The 18959-nt window shown below is 49.0% G+C and carries 19 protein-coding genes and 1 other annotated feature; of the genes, 8 read left to right on the plus strand and 11 right to left on the minus strand.

From position 1 onward, the window contains the following. Window positions 1-66 precede the first annotated feature (66 nt). From hisIE to hisL, 9 genes are all read right to left on the minus strand, one after another. Entirely contained in the window at window positions 67-699 is a 633-nt protein-coding gene (hisIE, locus tag ACKPVM_RS05060) for a bifunctional phosphoribosyl-AMP cyclohydrolase/phosphoribosyl-ATP diphosphatase HisIE (RefSeq protein ID WP_409307443.1), read from the minus strand. Next, window positions 693-1469, minus strand: a complete 777-nt coding sequence (hisF, locus tag ACKPVM_RS05065; RefSeq protein ID WP_409307445.1) for an imidazole glycerol phosphate synthase subunit HisF — start codon at window positions 1467-1469, stop codon at window positions 693-695. Before hisF ends, hisIE begins: the two co-directional genes overlap by 7 nt. Continuing rightward, the gene (hisA, locus tag ACKPVM_RS05070) at window positions 1451-2188 is read right to left on the minus strand and encodes a 1-(5-phosphoribosyl)-5-[(5-phosphoribosylamino)methylideneamino]imidazole-4-carboxamide isomerase (RefSeq protein ID WP_409307447.1); all 738 of its coding nucleotides are present in this window, start codon (window positions 2186-2188) and stop codon (window positions 1451-1453) included. The genes hisF and hisA overlap by 19 nt, the downstream gene beginning before the upstream one ends. Window positions 2189-2194: 6 nt before the next feature. After that, on the minus strand, window positions 2195-2785 hold the full coding sequence (gene hisH / locus ACKPVM_RS05075; protein ID WP_409307448.1) for an imidazole glycerol phosphate synthase subunit HisH: 591 nt from the start codon (window positions 2783-2785) through the stop codon (window positions 2195-2197). Beyond that, entirely contained in the window at window positions 2785-3852 is a 1068-nt protein-coding gene (hisB, locus tag ACKPVM_RS05080) for a bifunctional histidinol-phosphatase/imidazoleglycerol-phosphate dehydratase HisB (RefSeq protein ID WP_409307450.1), read from the minus strand. Before hisB ends, hisH begins: the two co-directional genes overlap by 1 nt. Before the next feature lie 15 nt (window positions 3853-3867). Then, complete coding sequence (gene hisC, locus ACKPVM_RS05085) at window positions 3868-4941, minus strand: histidinol-phosphate transaminase (RefSeq protein ID WP_409307452.1); 1074 nt, start codon at window positions 4939-4941, stop codon at window positions 3868-3870. Then, complete coding sequence (gene hisD / locus ACKPVM_RS05090) at window positions 4938-6266, minus strand: histidinol dehydrogenase (RefSeq protein WP_409307454.1); 1329 nt, start codon at window positions 6264-6266, stop codon at window positions 4938-4940. The genes hisC and hisD overlap by 4 nt, the downstream gene beginning before the upstream one ends. A 5-nt stretch (window positions 6267-6271) precedes the next feature. After that, window positions 6272-7171 carry an ATP phosphoribosyltransferase gene (gene hisG / locus ACKPVM_RS05095; protein WP_409307456.1) on the minus strand — a complete coding sequence of 300 codons (900 nt, stop codon included), beginning with the start codon at window positions 7169-7171 and terminating at the stop codon, window positions 6272-6274. Window positions 7172-7236: 65 nt separating this feature from the next. After that, window positions 7237-7358: a sequence feature (His leader region), on the minus strand. After that, window positions 7334-7381 carry a his operon leader peptide gene (gene hisL / locus ACKPVM_RS05100; protein WP_106389040.1) on the minus strand — a complete coding sequence of 16 codons (48 nt, stop codon included), beginning with the start codon at window positions 7379-7381 and terminating at the stop codon, window positions 7334-7336. (Overlaps the previous feature by 25 nt.) 132 nt (window positions 7382-7513) lie before the next feature. Here hisL and ACKPVM_RS05105 point away from each other — a divergent pair, with 132 nt between their 5' ends. Next, the gene (locus ACKPVM_RS05105; protein ID WP_409307837.1) at window positions 7514-8341 is read left to right on the plus strand and encodes an SDR family oxidoreductase; all 828 of its coding nucleotides are present in this window, start codon (window positions 7514-7516) and stop codon (window positions 8339-8341) included. Between the two features lie 67 nt (window positions 8342-8408). Here ACKPVM_RS05105 and ACKPVM_RS05110 read toward each other — a convergent pair whose 3' ends face one another. Next, a complete protein-coding gene (locus tag ACKPVM_RS05110) occupies window positions 8409-10295 on the minus strand; it encodes a methyl-accepting chemotaxis protein (RefSeq protein WP_409307458.1) in 1887 nt (628 codons plus the stop codon). 454 nt (window positions 10296-10749) lie between these two features. On the opposite strand from ACKPVM_RS05110, the gene ACKPVM_RS05115 reads away from it, so the two are divergent. From ACKPVM_RS05115 to ACKPVM_RS05125, 3 genes are all read left to right on the plus strand, one after another. After that, on the plus strand, window positions 10750-11499 hold the full coding sequence (locus ACKPVM_RS05115; protein ID WP_498044270.1) for a flagellar brake protein: 750 nt from the start codon (window positions 10750-10752) through the stop codon (window positions 11497-11499). A gap of 283 nt (window positions 11500-11782) precedes the next feature. Then, window positions 11783-12028 (plus strand): hypothetical protein, encoded by a 246-nt coding sequence (locus ACKPVM_RS05120; protein ID WP_409307462.1) that lies wholly within the window; start codon window positions 11783-11785, stop codon window positions 12026-12028. Further along, window positions 12018-13382 (plus strand): APC family permease, encoded by a 1365-nt coding sequence (locus ACKPVM_RS05125; protein WP_409307464.1) that lies wholly within the window; start codon window positions 12018-12020, stop codon window positions 13380-13382. The genes ACKPVM_RS05120 and ACKPVM_RS05125 overlap by 11 nt, the downstream gene beginning before the upstream one ends. A 35-nt stretch (window positions 13383-13417) precedes the next feature. Here the strand turns inward: ACKPVM_RS05125 and sbcB are convergent, their stop codons facing one another. Then, window positions 13418-14845: an exodeoxyribonuclease I gene (gene sbcB, locus ACKPVM_RS05130; protein ID WP_409307466.1), complete on the minus strand. Its 1428-nt coding sequence runs from the start codon at window positions 14843-14845 to the stop codon at window positions 13418-13420. 238 nt (window positions 14846-15083) lie between these two features. Between sbcB and ACKPVM_RS05135 the strand changes: the two genes are divergently transcribed. From ACKPVM_RS05135 to ACKPVM_RS05150, 4 genes are all read left to right on the plus strand, one after another. Then, window positions 15084-16019: a siderophore ABC transporter substrate-binding protein gene (locus ACKPVM_RS05135; RefSeq protein WP_409307468.1), complete on the plus strand. Its 936-nt coding sequence runs from the start codon at window positions 15084-15086 to the stop codon at window positions 16017-16019. Between the two features lie 176 nt (window positions 16020-16195). Continuing rightward, entirely contained in the window at window positions 16196-17155 is a 960-nt protein-coding gene (locus ACKPVM_RS05140; RefSeq protein ID WP_409307469.1) for an ABC transporter permease, read from the plus strand. After that, entirely contained in the window at window positions 17145-18152 is a 1008-nt protein-coding gene (locus ACKPVM_RS05145) for an iron chelate uptake ABC transporter family permease subunit (protein ID WP_409307470.1), read from the plus strand. The genes ACKPVM_RS05140 and ACKPVM_RS05145 overlap by 11 nt, the downstream gene beginning before the upstream one ends. Continuing rightward, window positions 18149-18907, plus strand: coding sequence for an iron ABC transporter ATP-binding protein (locus ACKPVM_RS05150; protein ID WP_409307472.1), 759 nt, complete (start codon window positions 18149-18151; stop codon window positions 18905-18907). Before ACKPVM_RS05145 ends, ACKPVM_RS05150 begins: the two co-directional genes overlap by 4 nt. Window positions 18908-18959 lie beyond the last annotated feature (52 nt).

Consider the following 18959-nt stretch of genomic DNA (forward strand, 5'->3'; position numbering starts at 1 on the left):
TAACGATCGGTTTGATAAAAAGAAGGAAGGGGGAAATCGCGCGCATCGTACTATGCGCGCGGAGGATTACTTAGCGTGGCGATCTTTCAGGCAATGGATAATGGTTGCCAGATCCAAATTCTGATCCTGTAACAATACTAGCAGGTGGTACATCAAATCAGCGGCTTCGTTCGTCAGTTCTTCGCGGTCATGTACCGTTGCCGCTAATGCGGTTTCCAGACCTTCTTCTCCAACTTTCTGCGCAATACGCTTGGTGCCGCTGGCATATAAACGCGCGGTGTAAGAGCTGGTAGGGTCCGCAAGTTTACGTTCGGCAAGCAGTTGCTCCAACTGATAGAGGAACGTCCAGTCGCTGGCAGCTGGTGAGAAGCAACTGCTGGTGCCAAGATGACAGGTTGGCCCGACAGGATTAACCAGGATCAGCAGCGTATCGTTATCGCAGTCTGGCGTGATAGAGACGACATTCAGGAAATGGCCGGAAGATTCCCCTTTGGTCCACAGTCGTTGTTTGGTTCGTGAGAAAAACGTGACCTTGCCGCTCTCTTCCGTTACCTGTAAGGCATCCTGATTCATATAGCCCAGCATCAACACTTCACCGGATACCGCGTGTTGCACGACAACCGGTAGCATACCGTCTGTTTTTTCCCAATCGAGTTGGTTTCGTTGTTCGTCGTTTAGAAAGCGCTCTTTGCTTAACACACCCGAATCTCCATACCCTGTTGCTTAAGATATTGTTTCAGTTCGCCAATATTAATAATTTGCTTGTGAAACACCGATGCGGCCAGCGCGCCATCAACGTGGGCGATTTGGAACGCATCCAGAAAATGTTCCATGGTGCCTGCGCCGCCGGAAGCGATGAGTGGGACGTTGCAGACCTCACGCACCAGATTCAACTGGTGTAAATCGTAGCCGTTGCGTACGCCGTCCTGGTTCATCATGTTCAGAACAATCTCGCCCGCACCGCGTTTTTGTACTTCTTCCACCCAGGCCAGCGTTTCCCAGGTCGTGACCTTGGTACGCGTTTCATCACCGGTATATTGATTAACATGGTAGCGGCCCGTTGCAGCATCGTGCCAGGTATCAATCCCGACGACGATGCACTGCACGCCATAACGATCGGCCAGTCGGGTAATCAGCTCTGGATCGGCGAGCGCCGGTGAATTGATAGAAATTTTATCTGCGCCGAAAGAGAGGATTTGACCCGCTTCTTCCACGCTTTTTATTCCGCCCGCCACGCAAAAGGGAATGTCGATGACTTCAGCAACGCGGGATACCCAGCTTTTGTCCACCACACGTCCATCGGATGACGCGGTGATATCATAAAACACCAGTTCATCGGCACCTTCCTGCGCGTAGCGCTGTGCCAGCGGTACGATGTCGCCGATGATTTCGTGATTACGGAATTGCACGCCTTTCACCACTTGCCCGTCACGCACGTCCAGACAAGGAATTATCCGTTTTGCCAGCATGAAATCGCCTCCTTGACGTTAAATTTGCCTTCGAGCAAGGCACGGCCGACGATGACACCTTGCACACCGCTACCGCGTAAATTGGCGATATCCGTCAAGTTACCGATGCCGCCGGAGGCTTGAAAGGCGATCTGTGGGTAGCGCTGACTGATTTCACGATAGAGCTCGACGTTGGAGCCGCTCAGCGTACCATCACGAGAAATATCGGTGCACAAAACATGCTTCAGACCGAATGGCAGATATCGTTCGACGACCTGCTCAAGCGTCGCGTCGGAGTTTTCCTGCCAGCCGCTGATGGCGACATATTTTGTACCCTTGGCGTCAATACGCACGTCCAGCGCCAGCACCAGCGCTTCCGCACCGTAGCGCGTGAACCATTGCTGAACGCGTTCCGGTTGTTTGACGGCAGTAGAACCAATCACCACGCGGCTGGCTCCGGCTGTCAATAGCGCCTCCACGTCCTGCTCGGTGCGGATGCCGCCGCCGATCTGAACCGGTACGCTCACGCCGGCCAACAGGGTCGTTAACAGTGGGATCTGGCGAGCTGCCGGATCTTTGGCGCCAGTCAGATCGACCAAATGCAACACACCTGCACCTTGCTGTTGGTAGTCCTGCAAACGGGGTAGGGGATCGCTACCGTATTGGCGCTGTTGACCATAATCGCCCTGATGCAGACGGACCACTTGCCCGTCAATCAGGTCCAATGCGGGAATAATCATGACGCTCTACATCTCCAAAAAGTTTTTCAGCAATTGTGCACCAGCGGCACCCGAGCGTTCAGGGTGGAACTGAACGCCAAAGAAATTGTCTTTTTCCACTGCCGCCGTAAACGCTTCGCCATAGTGAGCTTGCGCAATGGTATTGGCACAAACAGGCATCGCGTAACTGTGGACGAAATAGAAATAAGCACCATCGTCAATATCACGGAATAAACGATGTCCAGCCTGTGGCGTCACCTGATTCCAGCCCATATGCGGTAACGGCAAACCGTGGTCAACCATCTTTTTCACGGGTGCATCAACGAGGTTTAGTGTGGAGATGCCGCCATTTTCGTCACTGTGTGTACCCAGTAATTGCATACCGAGACAGATACCAAGTACAGGCTGGGTGCAGGCTTTGATGAGATCGATCAGATTGCGATCGGCCAGTTGCTGCATCGCGGCCTGCGCGGTGCCGACGCCGGGCAGAAACAGCTTGTCCGCTTGCAGGACAATGTCAGCCTCGCGGCTGATGACGGGCGCGTATCCCAGGCGCTGCACGGCATAGGTCACCGAAGAGAGATTGGCGCAGCCGGTATCAAGAATGACGACCTTCATCAAAGCACTCCTTTCGAGCTCGGTAACGTGTCACCTTCCACGCGGATCGCCTGACGCAGTGTCCGTCCAAAGACCTTGAACAGGCTTTCAACGCGGTGATGATCGTTACGCCCTTTGGTTTTCAGGTGCAGTGTGCAGGCCATGGAATAGGACAGCGAACGAAAGAAGTGTTCGACCATTTCTGTGCTCAGGTCGCCCACGCGCTGGTAGCTGAATTCCGCTTTATATTCCAGATGCGGACGCCCGGAAATATCCAGCGCACAGCGCGCCAGACACTCATCCATCGGCAGGACAAAACCAAATCGACCAATACCGCGTTTGTCGCCCAGCGCTTTATTTAATGCTTCGCCCAGCGCGAGACCGGTATCTTCAACGGTGTGGTGATCGTCAATATAGAGGTCGCCTTTCACTTCAATGTTCATGCGAAAGCCGCCGTGGGTGGCGATCTGATCTAGCATATGATCGAAAAAACCGACGCCGGTATTGATTTTACTGTTACCTTCCTGATCCAACCAGACGTTGACATCAATCGAGGTTTCACGCGTGACGCGGTTGACGTGTGCATGACGGTTACGCTTGGTTAGCTGGTTGGTAATCGCTTGCCAGTTCAGCCCACCGCGCTGGTAGAGCAGGCCAGTAATGCCCATGTTTTTTGCCAGCTGAATGTCAGTTTCCCGATCGCCGATAACGTAACTATGCGCAAGGTTTATCGCACCTTCTTGCAGATATTGGGTTACCAGTGCTGTCTTGGGCTTGCGACACTCGCAGTGGTCGGCTGGCAGATGTGGACAAATTAACGTTTCCTGGAATCGGATACCTTGTGATGTCAGGATCTGCATCATTAAGTTATGCGGTGGATCGAAGGTTTCCTGCGGAAAACTATCGGTTCCGAGTCCATCCTGATTGGTGATCATCACCAGCGTATAACCGGCCTTCTGTAGCGCGAGCAGCGAAGGAATGACATCGGGCTCAAGCGCCAGTTTATCCAACCGATCAACCTGAAAATCTTCAGGTGGTTCGGCAATCAAGGTTCCATCACGGTCAATAAAGAGATATTTCTGGCCCACGGCGGCTCCTTAAAATTAAGCGTTGATGCCTGGAAATGGTTGTAATGCAGCAACAACGCGTTCACATTCGTAGCGGCTGCCGATGGTAATACGCAAACAGCCTGCAAGGCTCGGTTGCTTATTTTGATCTCGTAGAATAATGCCCTGATCCCACAGCGTCTTGAATACAGCAGACGATGCAGTGAAGCGCACCAGCAGATAGTTGCTTTCGCTGGGAAACACGGCCTCAACACAGGCAAGTGCTTGTAGTTTGTCACTCAGCCAGCGACGATTAACGGTAATTTCTTCAACATTCGCTTTCATTTTTGCGATGCCTTCTCGACTCAATGCCTGCGCGGCAATGTCCGCGACGGGGGTCGACAGCGGGTAAGGTGCAATCACCTTCAGCAGCAGTTGAATCACCTCTGGGTTTGCCAGCGTAAAGCCACAGCGTAATCCGGCGAGTGAAAAGGCTTTGGACAAGGTACGTAGGATCACCAAATGTGGAAATTCGCTGAGCCAGCTCGTGGTCGATGCCTGTGGGCAGAATTCAATGTAGGCTTCATCAATCACGACCAGCGCTTTTCCCTGTGCCAGCGTGAGTAACTGGCGTAGATCCTCTCGTGCAATTAAGTTACCGGTCGGGTTATTCGGGCTGCAAACGTAAATAACCTTGGTGCCGACTAACTGTGCTTCAATCGCATCAAGATCCAACTGCCAGTCTGATTTGCTGGCTACCGTACGGCGTTCTACGCCAAACGTTTCGGCGCTGACGGCATACATGCCGTAAGTCGGCGGACAGTACAGGATGGCATCTTTCCCCGGTTCGCAGAAGGCGCGGATGAGCAATTCGATGCCTTCATCTGCGCCACGACTGACCAGAACTTGTTCCGGTTGTACATTGGCATAATCAGCATAACGACGAATAACGGTTTCTGGCTGACATTCAGGATAGCGGTTCAGCGTTTGCTGGGTAAGTTGGAATGTGGGTGCTTCTGGATACTCATTAGCATTTAGCCAGACATCGCCGTTGCCGCCTAAACGACGGGCAGATTGGTAGGGCGTCAGCGCTCGGACGTTGGCGCGAGCCAGTTCTTCAATGCTGCTCATGCTTTCTCCTTCAGTGCGGCAACACGCAGAGTGACGGCGTTTTTGTGGGCGGTCAGTTGTTCGGCCTGTGCCAGCGTTTCTATCGTTGGTGCCAGTTGCAATAATCCCTGCGGCGTGAGCCGTTGTACGGTCATACGTTTTTGGAAATCGGCTAAACCAAGGCTTGAATAGGTTGAGGTATAGCCGTAGGTAGGCAATACGTGATTGGTGCCGGAGGCGTAGTCGCCAGCGGATTCTGGTGACCAGTCACCAAGGAACACTGAACCCGCGCTGGTGATGCGATCGACCAACGATTCAGCGTCACGGGTCTGGATGATCAGGTGTTCCGGACCATATTGATTGCTGATTTCAATACATTGCGCCAAATCACGGGCGACGATGACACGGCTGCTGGCCAGCGCCTGACGCGCGATCTCTGCGCGGGATAGCTGTGTAAGTTGTTCTTCAACCGCGGTTGCCACGGCTTCGGCCATTTCTGCATCAGGGGTGAGCAGGATGACCTGTGAGTCTGGGCCGTGCTCCGCCTGCGACAGCAGATCAGACGCGACAAAGGCAGGCGTCGCGCCACTATCGGCGATCACCAGCACTTCGGATGGACCGGCAGGCATATCGATGGCAGCGCCATCAAGCTGTTGGCTAACCTGACGTTTGGCTTCCGTCACATAGGCGTTGCCAGGGCCAAAAATTTTATCCACTTTCGGTACGCTCTCGGTGCCAAACGCCATTGCGGCAATCGCTTGTGCGCCACCAAGCTGAAAGACTTCTTTAATGCCACACAGTTGTGCTGCATACAAAATTTCATCGGCAATCGGCGGAGGAGAACACAGCACGACGCGCCCGCAGCCTGCGATGCGTGAAGGCGTTCCCAGCATCAGCACGGTTGACGGTAGTGGAGCGGATCCGCCAGGAATATACAGGCCGACAGTCGCGATAGGGCGAGTGATCTGCTGGCAACGCACGCCTGGCTGCGTTTCGATATCGACTGTCGGCAGTTTTTGCGCGTTGTGGAATGTCTCGATATTACGTACGGCGATCGTCATGGCCTGTTTGACATCATCACCCAGACGCGCCGAGGCGGCGGCAATCTCAGCTTCGGTGACGCGGATCGCATTCACCTGTACTTTATCAAACTGTGCGCTGTAGTCGCGCAGAGCGCTATCACCACGGCTTTTCACGTTTGTCAGAATATCGCTCACGATGGCGGTGATGCGGTCTGACGCAGAAATGGCGGGGCGCGTCAATAATTGGCGCTGCTCTTCAACTGAACAGCGTTGCCAGTCAACGAGAGTGCTGAAACTGCCAGTGCTTTGGGTATTATCTGCCATCGGTATCACTCCATCATTTTTTCAATCGGTAAAACCAGAATTGAGCTGGCACCGAGCGATTTGAGTTTTTCCATGGTTTCCCAGAACAGCGTTTCGCTGCTGACCATGTGCATTGCGACGCGGCTTTGGTCGCCAGCCAGTGGCAAAATGGTAGGTCGCTCTGCTCCCGGTAATAATGAGATGACTTCATCCAGACGCTCACTAGGTGCGTGCAACATAATATATTTTGATTCACGCGCCTGAATCACGCCCTGCATACGGGTTAGCAATTTATCAATGAGTTGCTGTTTCTCGGCGGGCATGTCGCCATCGCGTTGGATCAAGCAGGCTTTAGAGCGGTAAATCACTTCTACTTCACGCAGACCGTTTGCTTCCAGCGTTGCACCGGTTGATACCAGATCGCAGATGGCATCAGCCAGACCGGCACGCGGCGCGACTTCGACGGAGCCGTTCAACAGGCAGGATTTGAAGCTGATGGATTTACGGTCAAGGTACTGTTTAAGCAGGTGAGGATAAGAGGTGGCAATACGTTTGTTTTGCAGACATTCGGGGCCGGTGTAGGCTTCGTCCAGCGGCATGGCTAACGACAGGCGGCAGCCGCCAAAGTCCAGACGGCGCAGCGTGAAATAACGGGGATCTTCACCCTGAGCACGACGATTAAGTAGCTCTTCTTCCAATACATTCTCACCGATGATGCCCAAATCGACCACGCCATCCATGACCAATCCCGGAATATCATCATCACGGACGCGTAGAATATCGATTGGCATGTTTTCGGCAAAGGCGATAAGACGTTGCTGCTGTAAATTAATTTTAATACCACAACGAGCCAGCAGTTCGCGTGAGTCGTCGCTCAGACGCCCAGATTTTTGCATTGCTATCCGTAAACGTGTTTTATCCAGCATGGAAACCTCATTAACCTGTCAATTAAAGCTATTTTCAAATACGTGGTTTTTTTAGTCTTGCGCACATAAAAAAACCCTCGGAAGTTGATCTTCCGAGGGCTCTCTTTTCGTTCTGCGCCACTGGAAGATCTTAATGTCTTCCAGCACCAAACGCCTGAAAGACTAATCAGGATGATGGTGATGATGGTGGTTAAACAGAACGCGAGTCATAATTCTCTCTTAATTTATCTATGTCATGTTGCCTGTCGAATAACCTAAACTATATTCAGGCTAATACGCAACACTTTTTTATTTGAAACGAGGTATGTGGCAACCTGAGATGCTGATCGGAGAGAGTGAATGATGAAGAGAGTGGCGATTATCGGGCTGGGATGGTTAGGCATGCCACTGGCATTGGCACTAAAAGGTCGGGGCTATCAGGTTGTCGGCAGTAAAACGACGATGGATGGTGTTGATGCCGCTCGAATGAGCGGTATTGAGTGTTACAAGCTTAAATTTACGCCAGAGTTGGAATGCGATGCGAATGAACTGAATGCATTACTTCAGGCAGATGTTCTCATCATTACGCTACCGGCTAGCCGCACGGCTAAAGGGGGAGAAGGGTATGCGCAGGCGGTACAACAGTTAGTTAATTCAGCTCGCGTTTTTCATGTGTCGCGTATTATTTTTACCAGTTCAACATCGGTATATGGTAGTACGTCTGGGACGGTAAAAGAGTCGTCGGCGTTAAATCCAGTCACTACTGCGGGTAAAACGTTAGTCTCCCTTGAGCAATGGTTGCAGCACTTACCGGATGTTTCGGTGGATATCTTGCGATTGGCTGGCCTTGTTGGAGTTGAACGCCACCCAGGTCGGTTTCTGGCTGGGAAAGTGGGGTTAGCGGGTGGTGCTCATGGTGTTAATCTGGTACATCAGGAAGATGTCATGTCGGCCATTCAGCTACTGCTGAAACGACCGCATGGTGGGCATCTTTATAATCTTTGTGCGCCGTTGCACCCGGTAAAGCAGCGCTATTATCAAGATCAGGCGCGTAAGCTGAATTTGCCATTACCACAGTTTGCAGCCGGAGGTAACGGCGATTCGGGCAGATTGGTTGATGGGCAACGTATTTGTCAGGAACTTGGATTTGAATATCAATATCCTGACCCTATGACGATGCCCTTGAGTTAATGCACACCTTATTTAATTCAGTTTTATTGTGTTGCTCAGACAGTCAATGGGCTGTCTGGGTGCCTTGTTAAAATGAAGTCCAGTCTTTTCCTGATGATTCAGTGGCGCGTTTTGGAGATGAGTGCGGTGTAGGTAGCGCAGCGACAGACGGCGTGCGTTCGAGATTATCGTGTGTGGAAAGACGAAAATTGGTGAGCAGGTTTTCCAGTAAAATCGCTTGTTCTTCCAATGAATTTGCAGAAATCGACGATTCCATAACGAGTGACGCATTTTGCTGTGTGGTGGTATCTAATTCGCCGATGGCTTGTGCAATTTGCCCAATCCCCCGACTTTGCTCTTCTGAGGCAGATGAAATTTCCCCCATAATATCGTTAACGCGTGCGACGGCAGACACAATTTGCTCCATGGTTTCCCCGGCAACAGCAACTAACTGACTACCCGCATTGGTGCGATCGACGGATTCTGAAATTAGCGCGGCGATATCTTTTGCCGCTTGAGAACTTCTTTGTGAAAGATTGCGAACTTCCCCTGCGACGACGGCAAAACCGCGTCCTTGCTCGCCTGCCCGGGCGGCTTCGACTGCCGCATTCAACGCCAATATGTTGGTTTGAAATGCGATGCTATTAATGACGGTCGTAATATCGGCAATTTTCTTCGAACTGGCTGCGATATCATCCATGGTCGTGACAACTTTTTTAACCACATCGCCGCCTTTGTGTGCGCTTTGTGAGGCATCGGCGGCGATCTGGCTGGCATGTTTGGCGTTATCCGCGTTGTTTTTCACCGTAGAAGTCAGTTCTTCCATACTCGCCGCGGTTTCAACGACGGCGGCGGACTGTTGCTCCGTCCGAGAGGATAAATCGGTATTTCCTGTGGCGATTTTGGAAGCTGACATACTGACGCTGCCAACGCTGTCACGGACTTCAGATATCATATGGCGCAGTTTTTCATTCATGCGACCCATTGCCGATGTGAGCTGCCCCAACTCGTCATTACGATCGGCAACGATGGTGGAAGTTAGATCGCCCTCAGCAATTTTTTCAGCCAGCGAGAGATTGTGGATAATGGGTTGGGTAATTTGACGAGTAATCAGCAACGAGATGACGATACCGATAATGACGGCAATAAGGCCGATGATCATCGTGATTGTCGCGGAATTATAAGCCAGTGCATCATTCTTCTCTTTTACGATGGTGATAATGGCTTTAATCGACGCGCTGCTTTTATCACCGCCAACTTTCACGCCATCTTCTGCTTTTTTTAGTTCATTGATGTTTCTGAAATATTCATCATTCAGATTTTTATAGTTGGTGACAAACGCTTGTAAGCTGGCGGCTATCGTGTTTTGTTCAGGGCTTAGCGTGCTAATCGTGTTCTGATAGCGTTGTTCAAACTGGCTAAATATGTCATTCAGCGCTTTTAGGGCATCATTATCTTGTTTCAGTTGTAACGCATACGAGCGACTTTTTATTTCTGGTATCAGTCGTGCCAGTTCTTCTGTAGAGAAATCAGCGGTTATGTTTTGCAGGTTGGCGGTATCAATCCTATTCTTACTTTCCACTACGCGTTGTGTCGCCTTTCCCATCTCCGTGATTGCATTCTGGAACTCGTTTAAGTGCTGAACAATGTCGTTGATAATCGATTGTTCTTCATTGCTCCATGATAATTTTTTTGCATCATCGCTGAGTTGGGATGCATGTCTGATATATCCAGACATCGTTTCACGTGATTTTTCGTCATAAGAGTAGAAGTATTTCAACCGGTTTATTTTGGCCTGGAATACATCAATATTGATGTTATAAATCAAGTTGGTTTTTTCATAAATATCTTTGATTTCCCTGAATCGAACGGTACTCAGTAGTGATGAAATAACCACCAATAGGAGTATGATCCCGAAGCCAATATAAAGTTTTTGCGATATTTTAAAGTCTTTGATTCTTCTTGCTAAGAACATGATGCTCTCCATGGCTATTCAGGTGTAGTGACAGACGTAACGTTCAGCCTGTTCCATGCTCTTATCGGAGTTCTTAAGGGGATATTTAGTAATAGGTATTGATGTAATAAAGATGTGTGATGATCATCTCTCGTGTTTGGACAAACGCACAGATTCTGTTGTGAAAAGTGCGGTAACGCGAGGTTACCCATCGGGCTTTATGGCGTGTCTGAGGGGCTCGTCGTTCCTCGATAACGTTGTCTCGGGATGAATGATGCTGAATGAGGCAAGGCGTTTTTTCTAATTAATTTCCTAAAGTTGTATGCAGAATGTGTCGATACCGTTTAAACCGATTTGTATCATGTGGTTCATTCGAGATATTTAGCAACATACCCAGCATGTACGGCGATCAACGCGTATACGACTTGAAGTATGACGGGTATAAACCATTATCTGTATGGTGGGGACAAAAGCGGTGGATGAAAATTTGAAAGAGCAGTTTGTTAAGCGCAATAGGCTGGCTATTTGTGCGACGCTGCGTGAGTTGAAGAAAAATGATACGACCGTAATGGTTCATCATTCTCGTGGTCAGTTCATTAGTAAAATCCTGGATGTCATGCCGAATAATGACATGTTTGTTTTTGATTTGGGAGGCGTAGAGAAAGAGAACAGCCGTGCGTTGTATGCGGGGGCGTTGTCGTTTGTTGCTGAGCCGGCTGGTGCCAAGGTTGAGTTTAAAGCAGAAATTGCCCGGACTGTTGATTTTCAGGGGTTACCGGCATTTACGGCCTCGATTCCTGAACAACTTTATTTGATTCAACGTCGAACCTATTTTCGCATTAATACTCCTTTGTGGCCGCCGCTAACGTGCCGCGGGGAATTGCCAGACGATAGTCATTTCCAATTTACGATCAAGGATCTTTCATTGGGAGGATTGAGTCTTTATACCGACCGCGATACGACGGATTTATTGAAAGAAGGCGATATTATCGAAAAGGTTGAAATGGACCTTGATGAATATGGCTTTTTCTGTATTGATTTACAATTTGTTGGTCAATCAGCAGTAAAAGTTGTTGATAATAAAGGTGAGATTAAGCTTACTCAGCGCCTGAGTTTTAAGTTTTTGGCCTTATCCGCTGCGCAAGAACGAGATTTGCAGCAGGTCATTTTCGAGCTAGAAAGATTACAGAACGAAAAAAAGAAAAAATTTCAGGATGATTTGTAATTTCTTCGTGTTATTTGTTACAGATTTGACATTCAGCAGCTAAATAAAAATTTATTAAAACAACGCGTTATAAAAATTTTCATTAGAAAATGGTATCTGCTACTCCCAGCGTCTTGTTATCTGGGAATGTCTGATGCAGAATACGCGCCTTGCAAAATAGCCGACGCCTTCATTCGCGTCGGTTATTTTTTTGCATTCATGTCTTTAACTAAGAGGCCGGACAACGATCCGGATAGATAAATCTGTTTGTGTGTGCCAGTGAGCCACAGTGAGGAAAGGAAAGATGGGGCAATCTGTAAGCTTTTTGCCGGTGCCCGCCGGTTTGTGCTGCAAAAGCATTGATTATGGCGCGATTCAGCCACAATTTATTTTGAGTGCTGTATCAGCTATCTCTTCTCGTCGCTATCCAGGTTTGACCTGTTCGAATTATTCACGTGTTACTTCTTCCATGTCCAATCGATATCACTCTGCCATGAATGCGGGTGTTACGTCTTTTGCTGGCAAAGGAGGAGTACGCCATGTCATTTGATACCAACATTACCTCGACAAAACGTGTCCACTTAAAAAGAACACTCACGTTATGGCCCGTTGTCATGATGGGGTTGGCCTATATGCAGCCAATGACCATTTTTGATACGTTTGGTATCGTTTCTGGTCTGACGGATGGGCATGTCGCAACGGCCTATGCCTTTGCGTTAGCTGGCATTCTTTTTACTGCGTTAAGTTACGGTAAGCTGGTGCGCCGTTTCCCGTCCGCAGGCTCTGCTTATACCTATGCGCAGAAAGCGATTAGCCCTCACGTTGGGTTTATGGTTGGCTGGTCGTCGTTGCTTGATTATTTATTCATGCCGATGATTAACATCCTGCTGGCGAAAATTTATCTTGAAGCCATTTTCCCCGGCGTTCCTTCGTGGATTTTTGTTGCAGCCTTGGTTGGTCTGATGACGCTGTTTAACCTGCGTGGTATTAACTTGGTCGCTAACCTTAACTCGATTATTGTGGTGGTTCAGGTTGCCATTATGGTTGTGTTTCTGGGACTGGTTATTCACGGCGTATATCAAGGTGAAGGTGCGGGTACGCTGACCAGTACGAAGCCGTTCTGGTCCGAAAATGCTCACGTAGTGCCTATGATCACTGGCGCGACGATACTGTGTTTCTCGTTTTTAGGGTTTGATGGTATCAGCTCGTTGTCTGAGGAAACGCAGGACGCCAGCAACGTTATTCCGAAAGCGATTTTCCTGACGGCATTGATCGGCGGTGTGATTTTTATTGCTGTGGCGTATTTCCTGCAATTGTATTTTCCTGACATCTCTCGGTTTAAAGACCCCGATGCGTCGCAACCGGAAATCATGTTGTATGTCGCTGGCAAATTCTTCCAGTCGATTATTCTGGTGTTTTCCTGCGTGACCGTTCTGGCGTCGGGTATGGCGGCACATGCCGGCGTATCGCGTCTGATGTATGTCATGGGACGTGATGGTGTATTCCCTGAACGTTTCTTCGGCTACGTTCATCCCAAATGGCGGACGCCCTCTCTGAATGTCTTGCTGGTGGGAGCGATCGCACTTTCTGCGGTATCTTTCGATCTGGTTACGGCGACGGCGCTGATTAATTTTGGTGCCTTGGTGGCGTTTACTTTTGTTAACCTGTCTGTGATTTCACAGTTCTACATTCGTGAACGTCGTAACCGTACGCTGAAAGATACCTTTAGCTACCTGATTCTGCCAGTACTCGGTGCGTTGACCGTCGGTGCGTTGTGGGTGAATTTGGAAGAAAGTTCAATGACGCTGGGGCTGATCTGGGCAACGGTAGGACTGATTTACTTGGTGTTTGTCACCAAGGCTTTCAGCCAGCCGGTGCCACAGAGTACGGAAGAGCTTGTTTAAAACGGCATACGGTCAGGCATTTTCCTGACCGTTAGTTAGCTGGCTAGCGTTTGAGCGTAAGCCAGCAGAGCTTTTATCAGGTCGGTCTTTTGCCGATCGCCTTCATAGCGCTGATAAAGGTCGTCGAGTTCGGTAATATATTCCTGTAAGCGTTCAGCCGTAAATCTCTCTTGTCGATGCTGTAACCAACGCTGTTGCTCGTTATCATCCAGTGTTTGAGGAAAGTTGCGTGCCCGATAGCGAAACAACAGCGGTTCCAGCCGATTATCCACAAATTTTAAATCCAATGCGGGCAAGTTTTGTGGTGCCGTTTCCTGAATGATCTTCATGGACATGCGATCGGCATCGCCGAAGAAGCCATCGTACAATCTTAAGTCAACATCGTTGGACGTCGCAAAGGCCGATGTTTCGGCGAACAATTCAACGGCTTTCTCTCTAACCTGCGCGTTCTGTCGCAATAATGCTAGATTGTCCAGGCAACGCTGGCGATCGATTCCCAACCGGGCCGCATCTTCTGGCCGCAATGTACTGGCGGGTGCCAGTACCGGACATTTATTAATGTGAACGAGCTTAATCGGAACCGGGCTTTGTTCATGAGATAACTGTTCGCGGCGAGTGTATAAGCGCTCACGCAGTTCATCCGCATTCAGTGTTAGTAATGGCGTCATATCACCAGCCAAATCGCACATGATCACCGCGTTTCGGTTATCCGGATGCCATGCCAAGGGAACGACCCAACTGGTATTGCCTTTTGCTGCACCAAACATCCCAGACACATGCACAAGCGGTTTCATTTTGGGAACGTCAATAAGTTGATTGACTTTGTTTTTATTCCGCAATTGAAACAGGTAATCAAACAGTTTGGGTTGAGCCTGCTTCAATAATTTTGCCATGGCGATCGTGGCATAAACATCGGACATGGCATCGTGAGCATGTTCGTGTTCAACGCCGTTCGCTTTAGTCAGATGCTCTAGTCGAAAACTGGGTAAACCGTCCTCATTTTCAGGCCAGATAATACCTTCCGGGCGTAGCGCATAACAGGCACGTAGGGCGTCTAACAGATCCCAGCGAGAATTGCCATTTTGCCAACTATAGGCATAAGGATCATAGAAGTTACGGTAAAAAATATTACGACTGACCTCATCATCAAACCGGATGTTATTGTATCCCATGATGCACGTGCCAGGTTCGCTGAATGCGGCGTGTATGTGGCGGGCAAATTCGGCCTCGTTGACACCTCTCGACAAGGCCAATTGCGGTGTGATCCCCGTAATCATTACGGCTTCTGGTTCTGGTAAATAATCATCGGTTGGTTTGCAATAAATCACCAACGGTTCACCGATAATATTGAAATCCATATCCGTGCGGACGCCAGCAAACTGCGCGGGGAGATCGTGCGCGGGATGCTTGCCGAAGGTTTCATAATCGTGAATAAAAAACGTCGGTTGTGTTTTATTGGTCATAGTCACGTTCAGCTAATACTTGCTCTCAGGCGAAAAACAGATGGAAACGCTAAGGATAACATTGAATAGCGTTTTCTAGTGCGCTTTCCTGATGTACATCAACATCCGCAATCCCATAATTGCTAGTCATCCGTACATGCCTTCGGTTACAATTTTGCACCTTAATGCGAATGATAATGAAATTCTTTTATTGCCGATGGGATACCTCCGGCATAAGTAGCACGAGAGGAGAGTACGGGTGAACGTAACGATTGCGATGAAAACAACATTATTGGTGTCAATGCTGGCGTTGTCCGGATGCGATCAGACAGCATCGACAAACGAAGGGACGAAAACCATCAGCATCGAACATGCTCAGGGAACCACACAGGTTCCGCTCTCACCAAAGAAGGTCATTGTTTTCGACCCAGCGGTCTTGGATACGTTGGATGCGATGAAGATAGAGGTCGCCGGCGTACCGAAAAGTGGTACTCGTCTGCCTGAGTTTCTTGCCAAATATAGCGGCGATCAGTACCTCGATGCGGGGACGTTATTTGAGCCGAAATACGAAGCACTGAGCAGCGCTGGTCCTGATTTGATTATTGCAGGCGGCCGTACACGCGATGCTTACGATAAGCTGAGTGCGATTGCGCCGACAATTTCTATGGATGTTGATGAACATCAATTTATGAATAGCTTTACTCAGCGTGTCGAACAGCTGGGAACGATTTTTGGCAAAGAAGATGAAGCTAAAAAGCAACTGGCTGACTTTAAAAAGAATATTGCTCAGACCCATGAGAAAGCGACCAATGCAGGCAGTGCGTTGGTGCTGATGGTGAGCGGTGGGAAAATGTCTGCCTACGGCCCGAAATCTCGCTTTGGTTTTATTTTTGATGAACTGGGATTTAAACCCGCAACAGAATTTCCTGATGCTGGGCGCCACGGCAATGTGGTGACGTCAGAATTTTTACTGAGCGTTAATCCTGAATGGCTATTTGTCCTCGATCGTGACAGTGCGATTGGTCGCCCAGGTGGTGAATCGGCTCAACAAGTGTTGGACAATCCGTTGATTCATAAAACAGCCGCATGGCAAAACAATCGCGTTATCTACCTTGATTCAGCATCGTTATATATTGCCGGTGGCCTGCAAAGTTATCAGGAATTGGTGCGTGATGTGAACGACGCCCTAAAATAAAAAATCGCCAGGAGCGATTTTTAACGTCACAGAGTGACGGCCCGAAGGGTAATGGGCAGGACAGCCAAGTATAAAAAATCGCCAGGAGCGATTTTTAACGTCACGGAATGATGACCCTAAAGGGTATGGGCAGGGTAGCCCAACATATCTCAATAACGGCAGGTCTCGGCTGTATAATGAAATCTTTTTATTTTTCTTTTGGTGTGTTTTTACTTGCTTGCATGGTCATAGCCAGCCTGTTTATTGGTGCAGGACAGATGAATATGCAAGCCGTTTGGACCGATCCGGCAATGCGCGATATCTTTTTCATTAGTCGGGTGCCGCGCACGATAGCCTTGCTTCTGGCGGGGAGCGCCATGAGCGTGGCCGGTTTAATTATGCAATTACTGACGCAGAATCGCTTCGTCGAACCCTCACTGGCCGGAACGACACAGTCTGCTGGCCTGGGGCTGCTGGTTGTTATGGTGCTGTTTCCGAGTGCAGCGATATTTTTAAAAATGGCCGTTGCCAGCGTATTCGCGCTGGCTGGCACGTTGTTATTCATGATTTTACTGCGCCGGGTGGTGCTTAAATCAGCGTTGGTAGTGCCTCTGGTTGGCATAATGCTGGGGGCGGTGATTAGCGCGATCACGACGTTTGGCGCGATGCATTTCGATCTCTTGCAGGCGTTAGGAAGCTGGGAATCTGGTGATTTCTCTGGCGTATTGCAAGGCCGCTATGAATTATTGTGGCTGGTAGGGGTATTGACGCTGGTCGCCTGTTGGATTGCAGATCGCTTTACGGTGGCAGGAATGGGGCGAGAATTCTCTGTCAATGTTGGGCTTAACTATCGGCAGGTTATGCTGATGGGGTTATCCATCATCGCGGTGATTAGCGGCGTGGTGATTGTAGTTGTGGGTAATTTGCCTTTTCTTGGTCTCATCGTCCCCAATCTGATCAGTATGTTATTCGGTGATAATGTGCGTAAAACGATCCCATGGGTTTGTTTGCTGGGAGGCGGCTTAGTGTTGCTATGTGACATTATTAGCCGGGTTATTCGTTATCCATTTGAAATACCGGTGAGTGTGATTCTTGGTGTCATCGGTGCCGTTGTTTTCCTTCTTCTCTTGTTAAGCCAAAAACGCCATGTCGGTTAATGAACGTAATACTACGATACCCGTTGAATCTGGTTCTCTGTTGGCTGGTTTGACTCCGAGTCTGCGCCTGATGTGGCTGGCAGGATTATCACTGGGACTGGTCGCCATATTTATGACGATCAACCTCGGCAGCAATTTACAATACATTATGGTGCACCGGGGATTGACGTTGATCACGATGTTACTCGTTGCTTTTGCTGCGAGCGTATCAACCGTTTTGTTTCAGACTGTCACCAATAATCGGGTGTTAACACCATCTATCATGGGGTTTGAAGCGTTATTTGTTCTGATTCAGACCGCATTAGTCTTTGTATTCGGCGTCGGTGGTATCCCGGGGTTAGGTGTCGGCGGTAAATTTATTCTGGAAGCTGTGCTGTTGATCCTGTTTTCAGCGATGCTGTATCGATGGTTGTTTACCGGTAGCCGTAATAACCTTCATCTGGTGTTGTTGGTCGGTATCATTTGCGGAACGTTGTTTCGCAGTATGGCGAATTTGATGCAGCGCCTATTGACGCCGAGTGAATTCGCTATTGTACAAGGACGGATGTTCGCCACGTTTACCCGAGCGGTTCCTGAATTAATCGCATTATCCGTTGTGATTACCGCAATGGTTGCATGGGTAATATGGCGCATGCGTTTTCGTTTTGATGTGCTTGCCCTGGGTCGTAATACCGCGATTAATCTGGGTATGGATTACAAACGGAGCGTAACTATCATTCTGTTGTTGGTATCTATTCTGGTGGCAATCTCAACGGCACTTGTAGGCCCGCTCACTTTCCTTGGCTTTATGGTGGCGAATTTGGCGTATTTAGTGGTTGGCTCCAGTCAACATCGATTTTTGCTTCCCGCCGCTTTTTTACTGGGCGTGGTGTCGCTGGTTGGTGGACAATTAATTTTAGAACACCTTCTTAATATGGCTGGCGCACTCTCTGTTGTCATTGAATTTATCGGTGGTTCTTTGTTTATTTTACTGTTACTTAAAAAGGTTTCCGTGTGATTGACATCGGCAATGTAACCAAGACCTATAATCATGTTACGGTTTTAAAAAATGTCACTGCGACCATTCCTCGCGGTGGTGTCACGTCAATCATCGGCCCTAACGGAGCGGGAAAGTCGACGCTGCTTTCTATCATCAGCCGTTTACTGGAGGCGGATCAGGGGCAGGTTAGTGTTAACGGTATGGATGTGGCAACCACCGCGAGTGATAAACTGGCGACGTGTTTGTCAGTATTGAGGCAGGAAAATCAGTTTGCCAGTCGCTTAACGGTGGCAGAGTTGGTCGGATTTGGCCGCTATCCTTACACGAAAGGCCGATTAAATGCTGACGATCGTGAACGTATTGCGACCGCTCTGGCATTTCTTAACCTGACTGAACTTAAAGATCGCTTTTTGGATGAGCTATCTGGCGGACAGCGTCAGCGGGCCTATGTCGCGATGGTACTCTGTCAGGACACAGAATATGTGTTGCTGGATGAACCACTGAATAATCTGGATATGAAACATGCGGTGGCGATGATGAAGCAAATTCGTCGTGCGGCTGATGAACTGGGAAAAACGATTGTTCTGGTCATCCATGATATCAATTTCGCTTCAACTTACTCTGATTACATTATTGCGATGAGAAAAGGGCAGATCATCTACAGTGGTCAGCCGGAAGACATTATGCAATCTGAGATTCTGGAGGATATTTTTGATACGGAGGTCGTGATTGAGCAGGTTCATAATCAACGCATTGCTGTGTATTATCGATAATTAAATATCTTGTCACTGATAGCAATAAACCCGCACCTTGAAAGGTAGCATA

Source organism: Pectobacterium hainanensis (genome assembly GCF_046237015.1).
GTDB lineage: Bacteria > Pseudomonadota > Gammaproteobacteria > Enterobacterales > Enterobacteriaceae > JBJYIN01.

Bases quoted from the DNA above. Each gene is read 5' to 3' on its own strand.
- hisF (WP_409307445.1), bottom strand. From the start codon at position 1,469: ATGCTGGCAAAACGGATAATTCCTTGTCTGGACGTGCGTGACGGGCAA.
- hisA (WP_409307447.1), bottom strand. From the start codon at position 2,188: ATGATTATTCCCGCATTGGACCTGATTGACGGGCAAGTGGTCCGTCTG.
- hisH (WP_409307448.1), bottom strand. From the start codon at position 2,785: ATGAAGGTCGTCATTCTTGATACCGGCTGCGCCAATCTCTCTTCGGTG.
- hisC (WP_409307452.1), bottom strand. From the start codon at position 4,941: ATGAGCAGCATTGAAGAACTGGCTCGCGCCAACGTCCGAGCGCTGACG.
- hisD (WP_409307454.1), bottom strand. From the start codon at position 6,266: ATGGCAGATAATACCCAAAGCACTGGCAGTTTCAGCACTCTCGTTGAC.
- hisG (WP_409307456.1), bottom strand. From the start codon at position 7,171: ATGCTGGATAAAACACGTTTACGGATAGCAATGCAAAAATCTGGGCGT.
- ACKPVM_RS05105 (WP_409307837.1), top strand. From the start codon at position 7,514: ATGAAGAGAGTGGCGATTATCGGGCTGGGATGGTTAGGCATGCCACTG.
- ACKPVM_RS05110 (WP_409307458.1), bottom strand. From the start codon at position 10,295: ATGTTCTTAGCAAGAAGAATCAAAGACTTTAAAATATCGCAAAAACTT.
- ACKPVM_RS05120 (WP_409307462.1), top strand. From the start codon at position 11,783: ATGGGGCAATCTGTAAGCTTTTTGCCGGTGCCCGCCGGTTTGTGCTGC.
- ACKPVM_RS05125 (WP_409307464.1), top strand. From the start codon at position 12,018: ATGTCATTTGATACCAACATTACCTCGACAAAACGTGTCCACTTAAAA.
- sbcB (WP_409307466.1), bottom strand. From the start codon at position 14,845: ATGACCAATAAAACACAACCGACGTTTTTTATTCACGATTATGAAACC.
- ACKPVM_RS05140 (WP_409307469.1), top strand. From the start codon at position 16,196: ATGAAATCTTTTTATTTTTCTTTTGGTGTGTTTTTACTTGCTTGCATG.
- ACKPVM_RS05145 (WP_409307470.1), top strand. From the start codon at position 17,145: ATGTCGGTTAATGAACGTAATACTACGATACCCGTTGAATCTGGTTCT.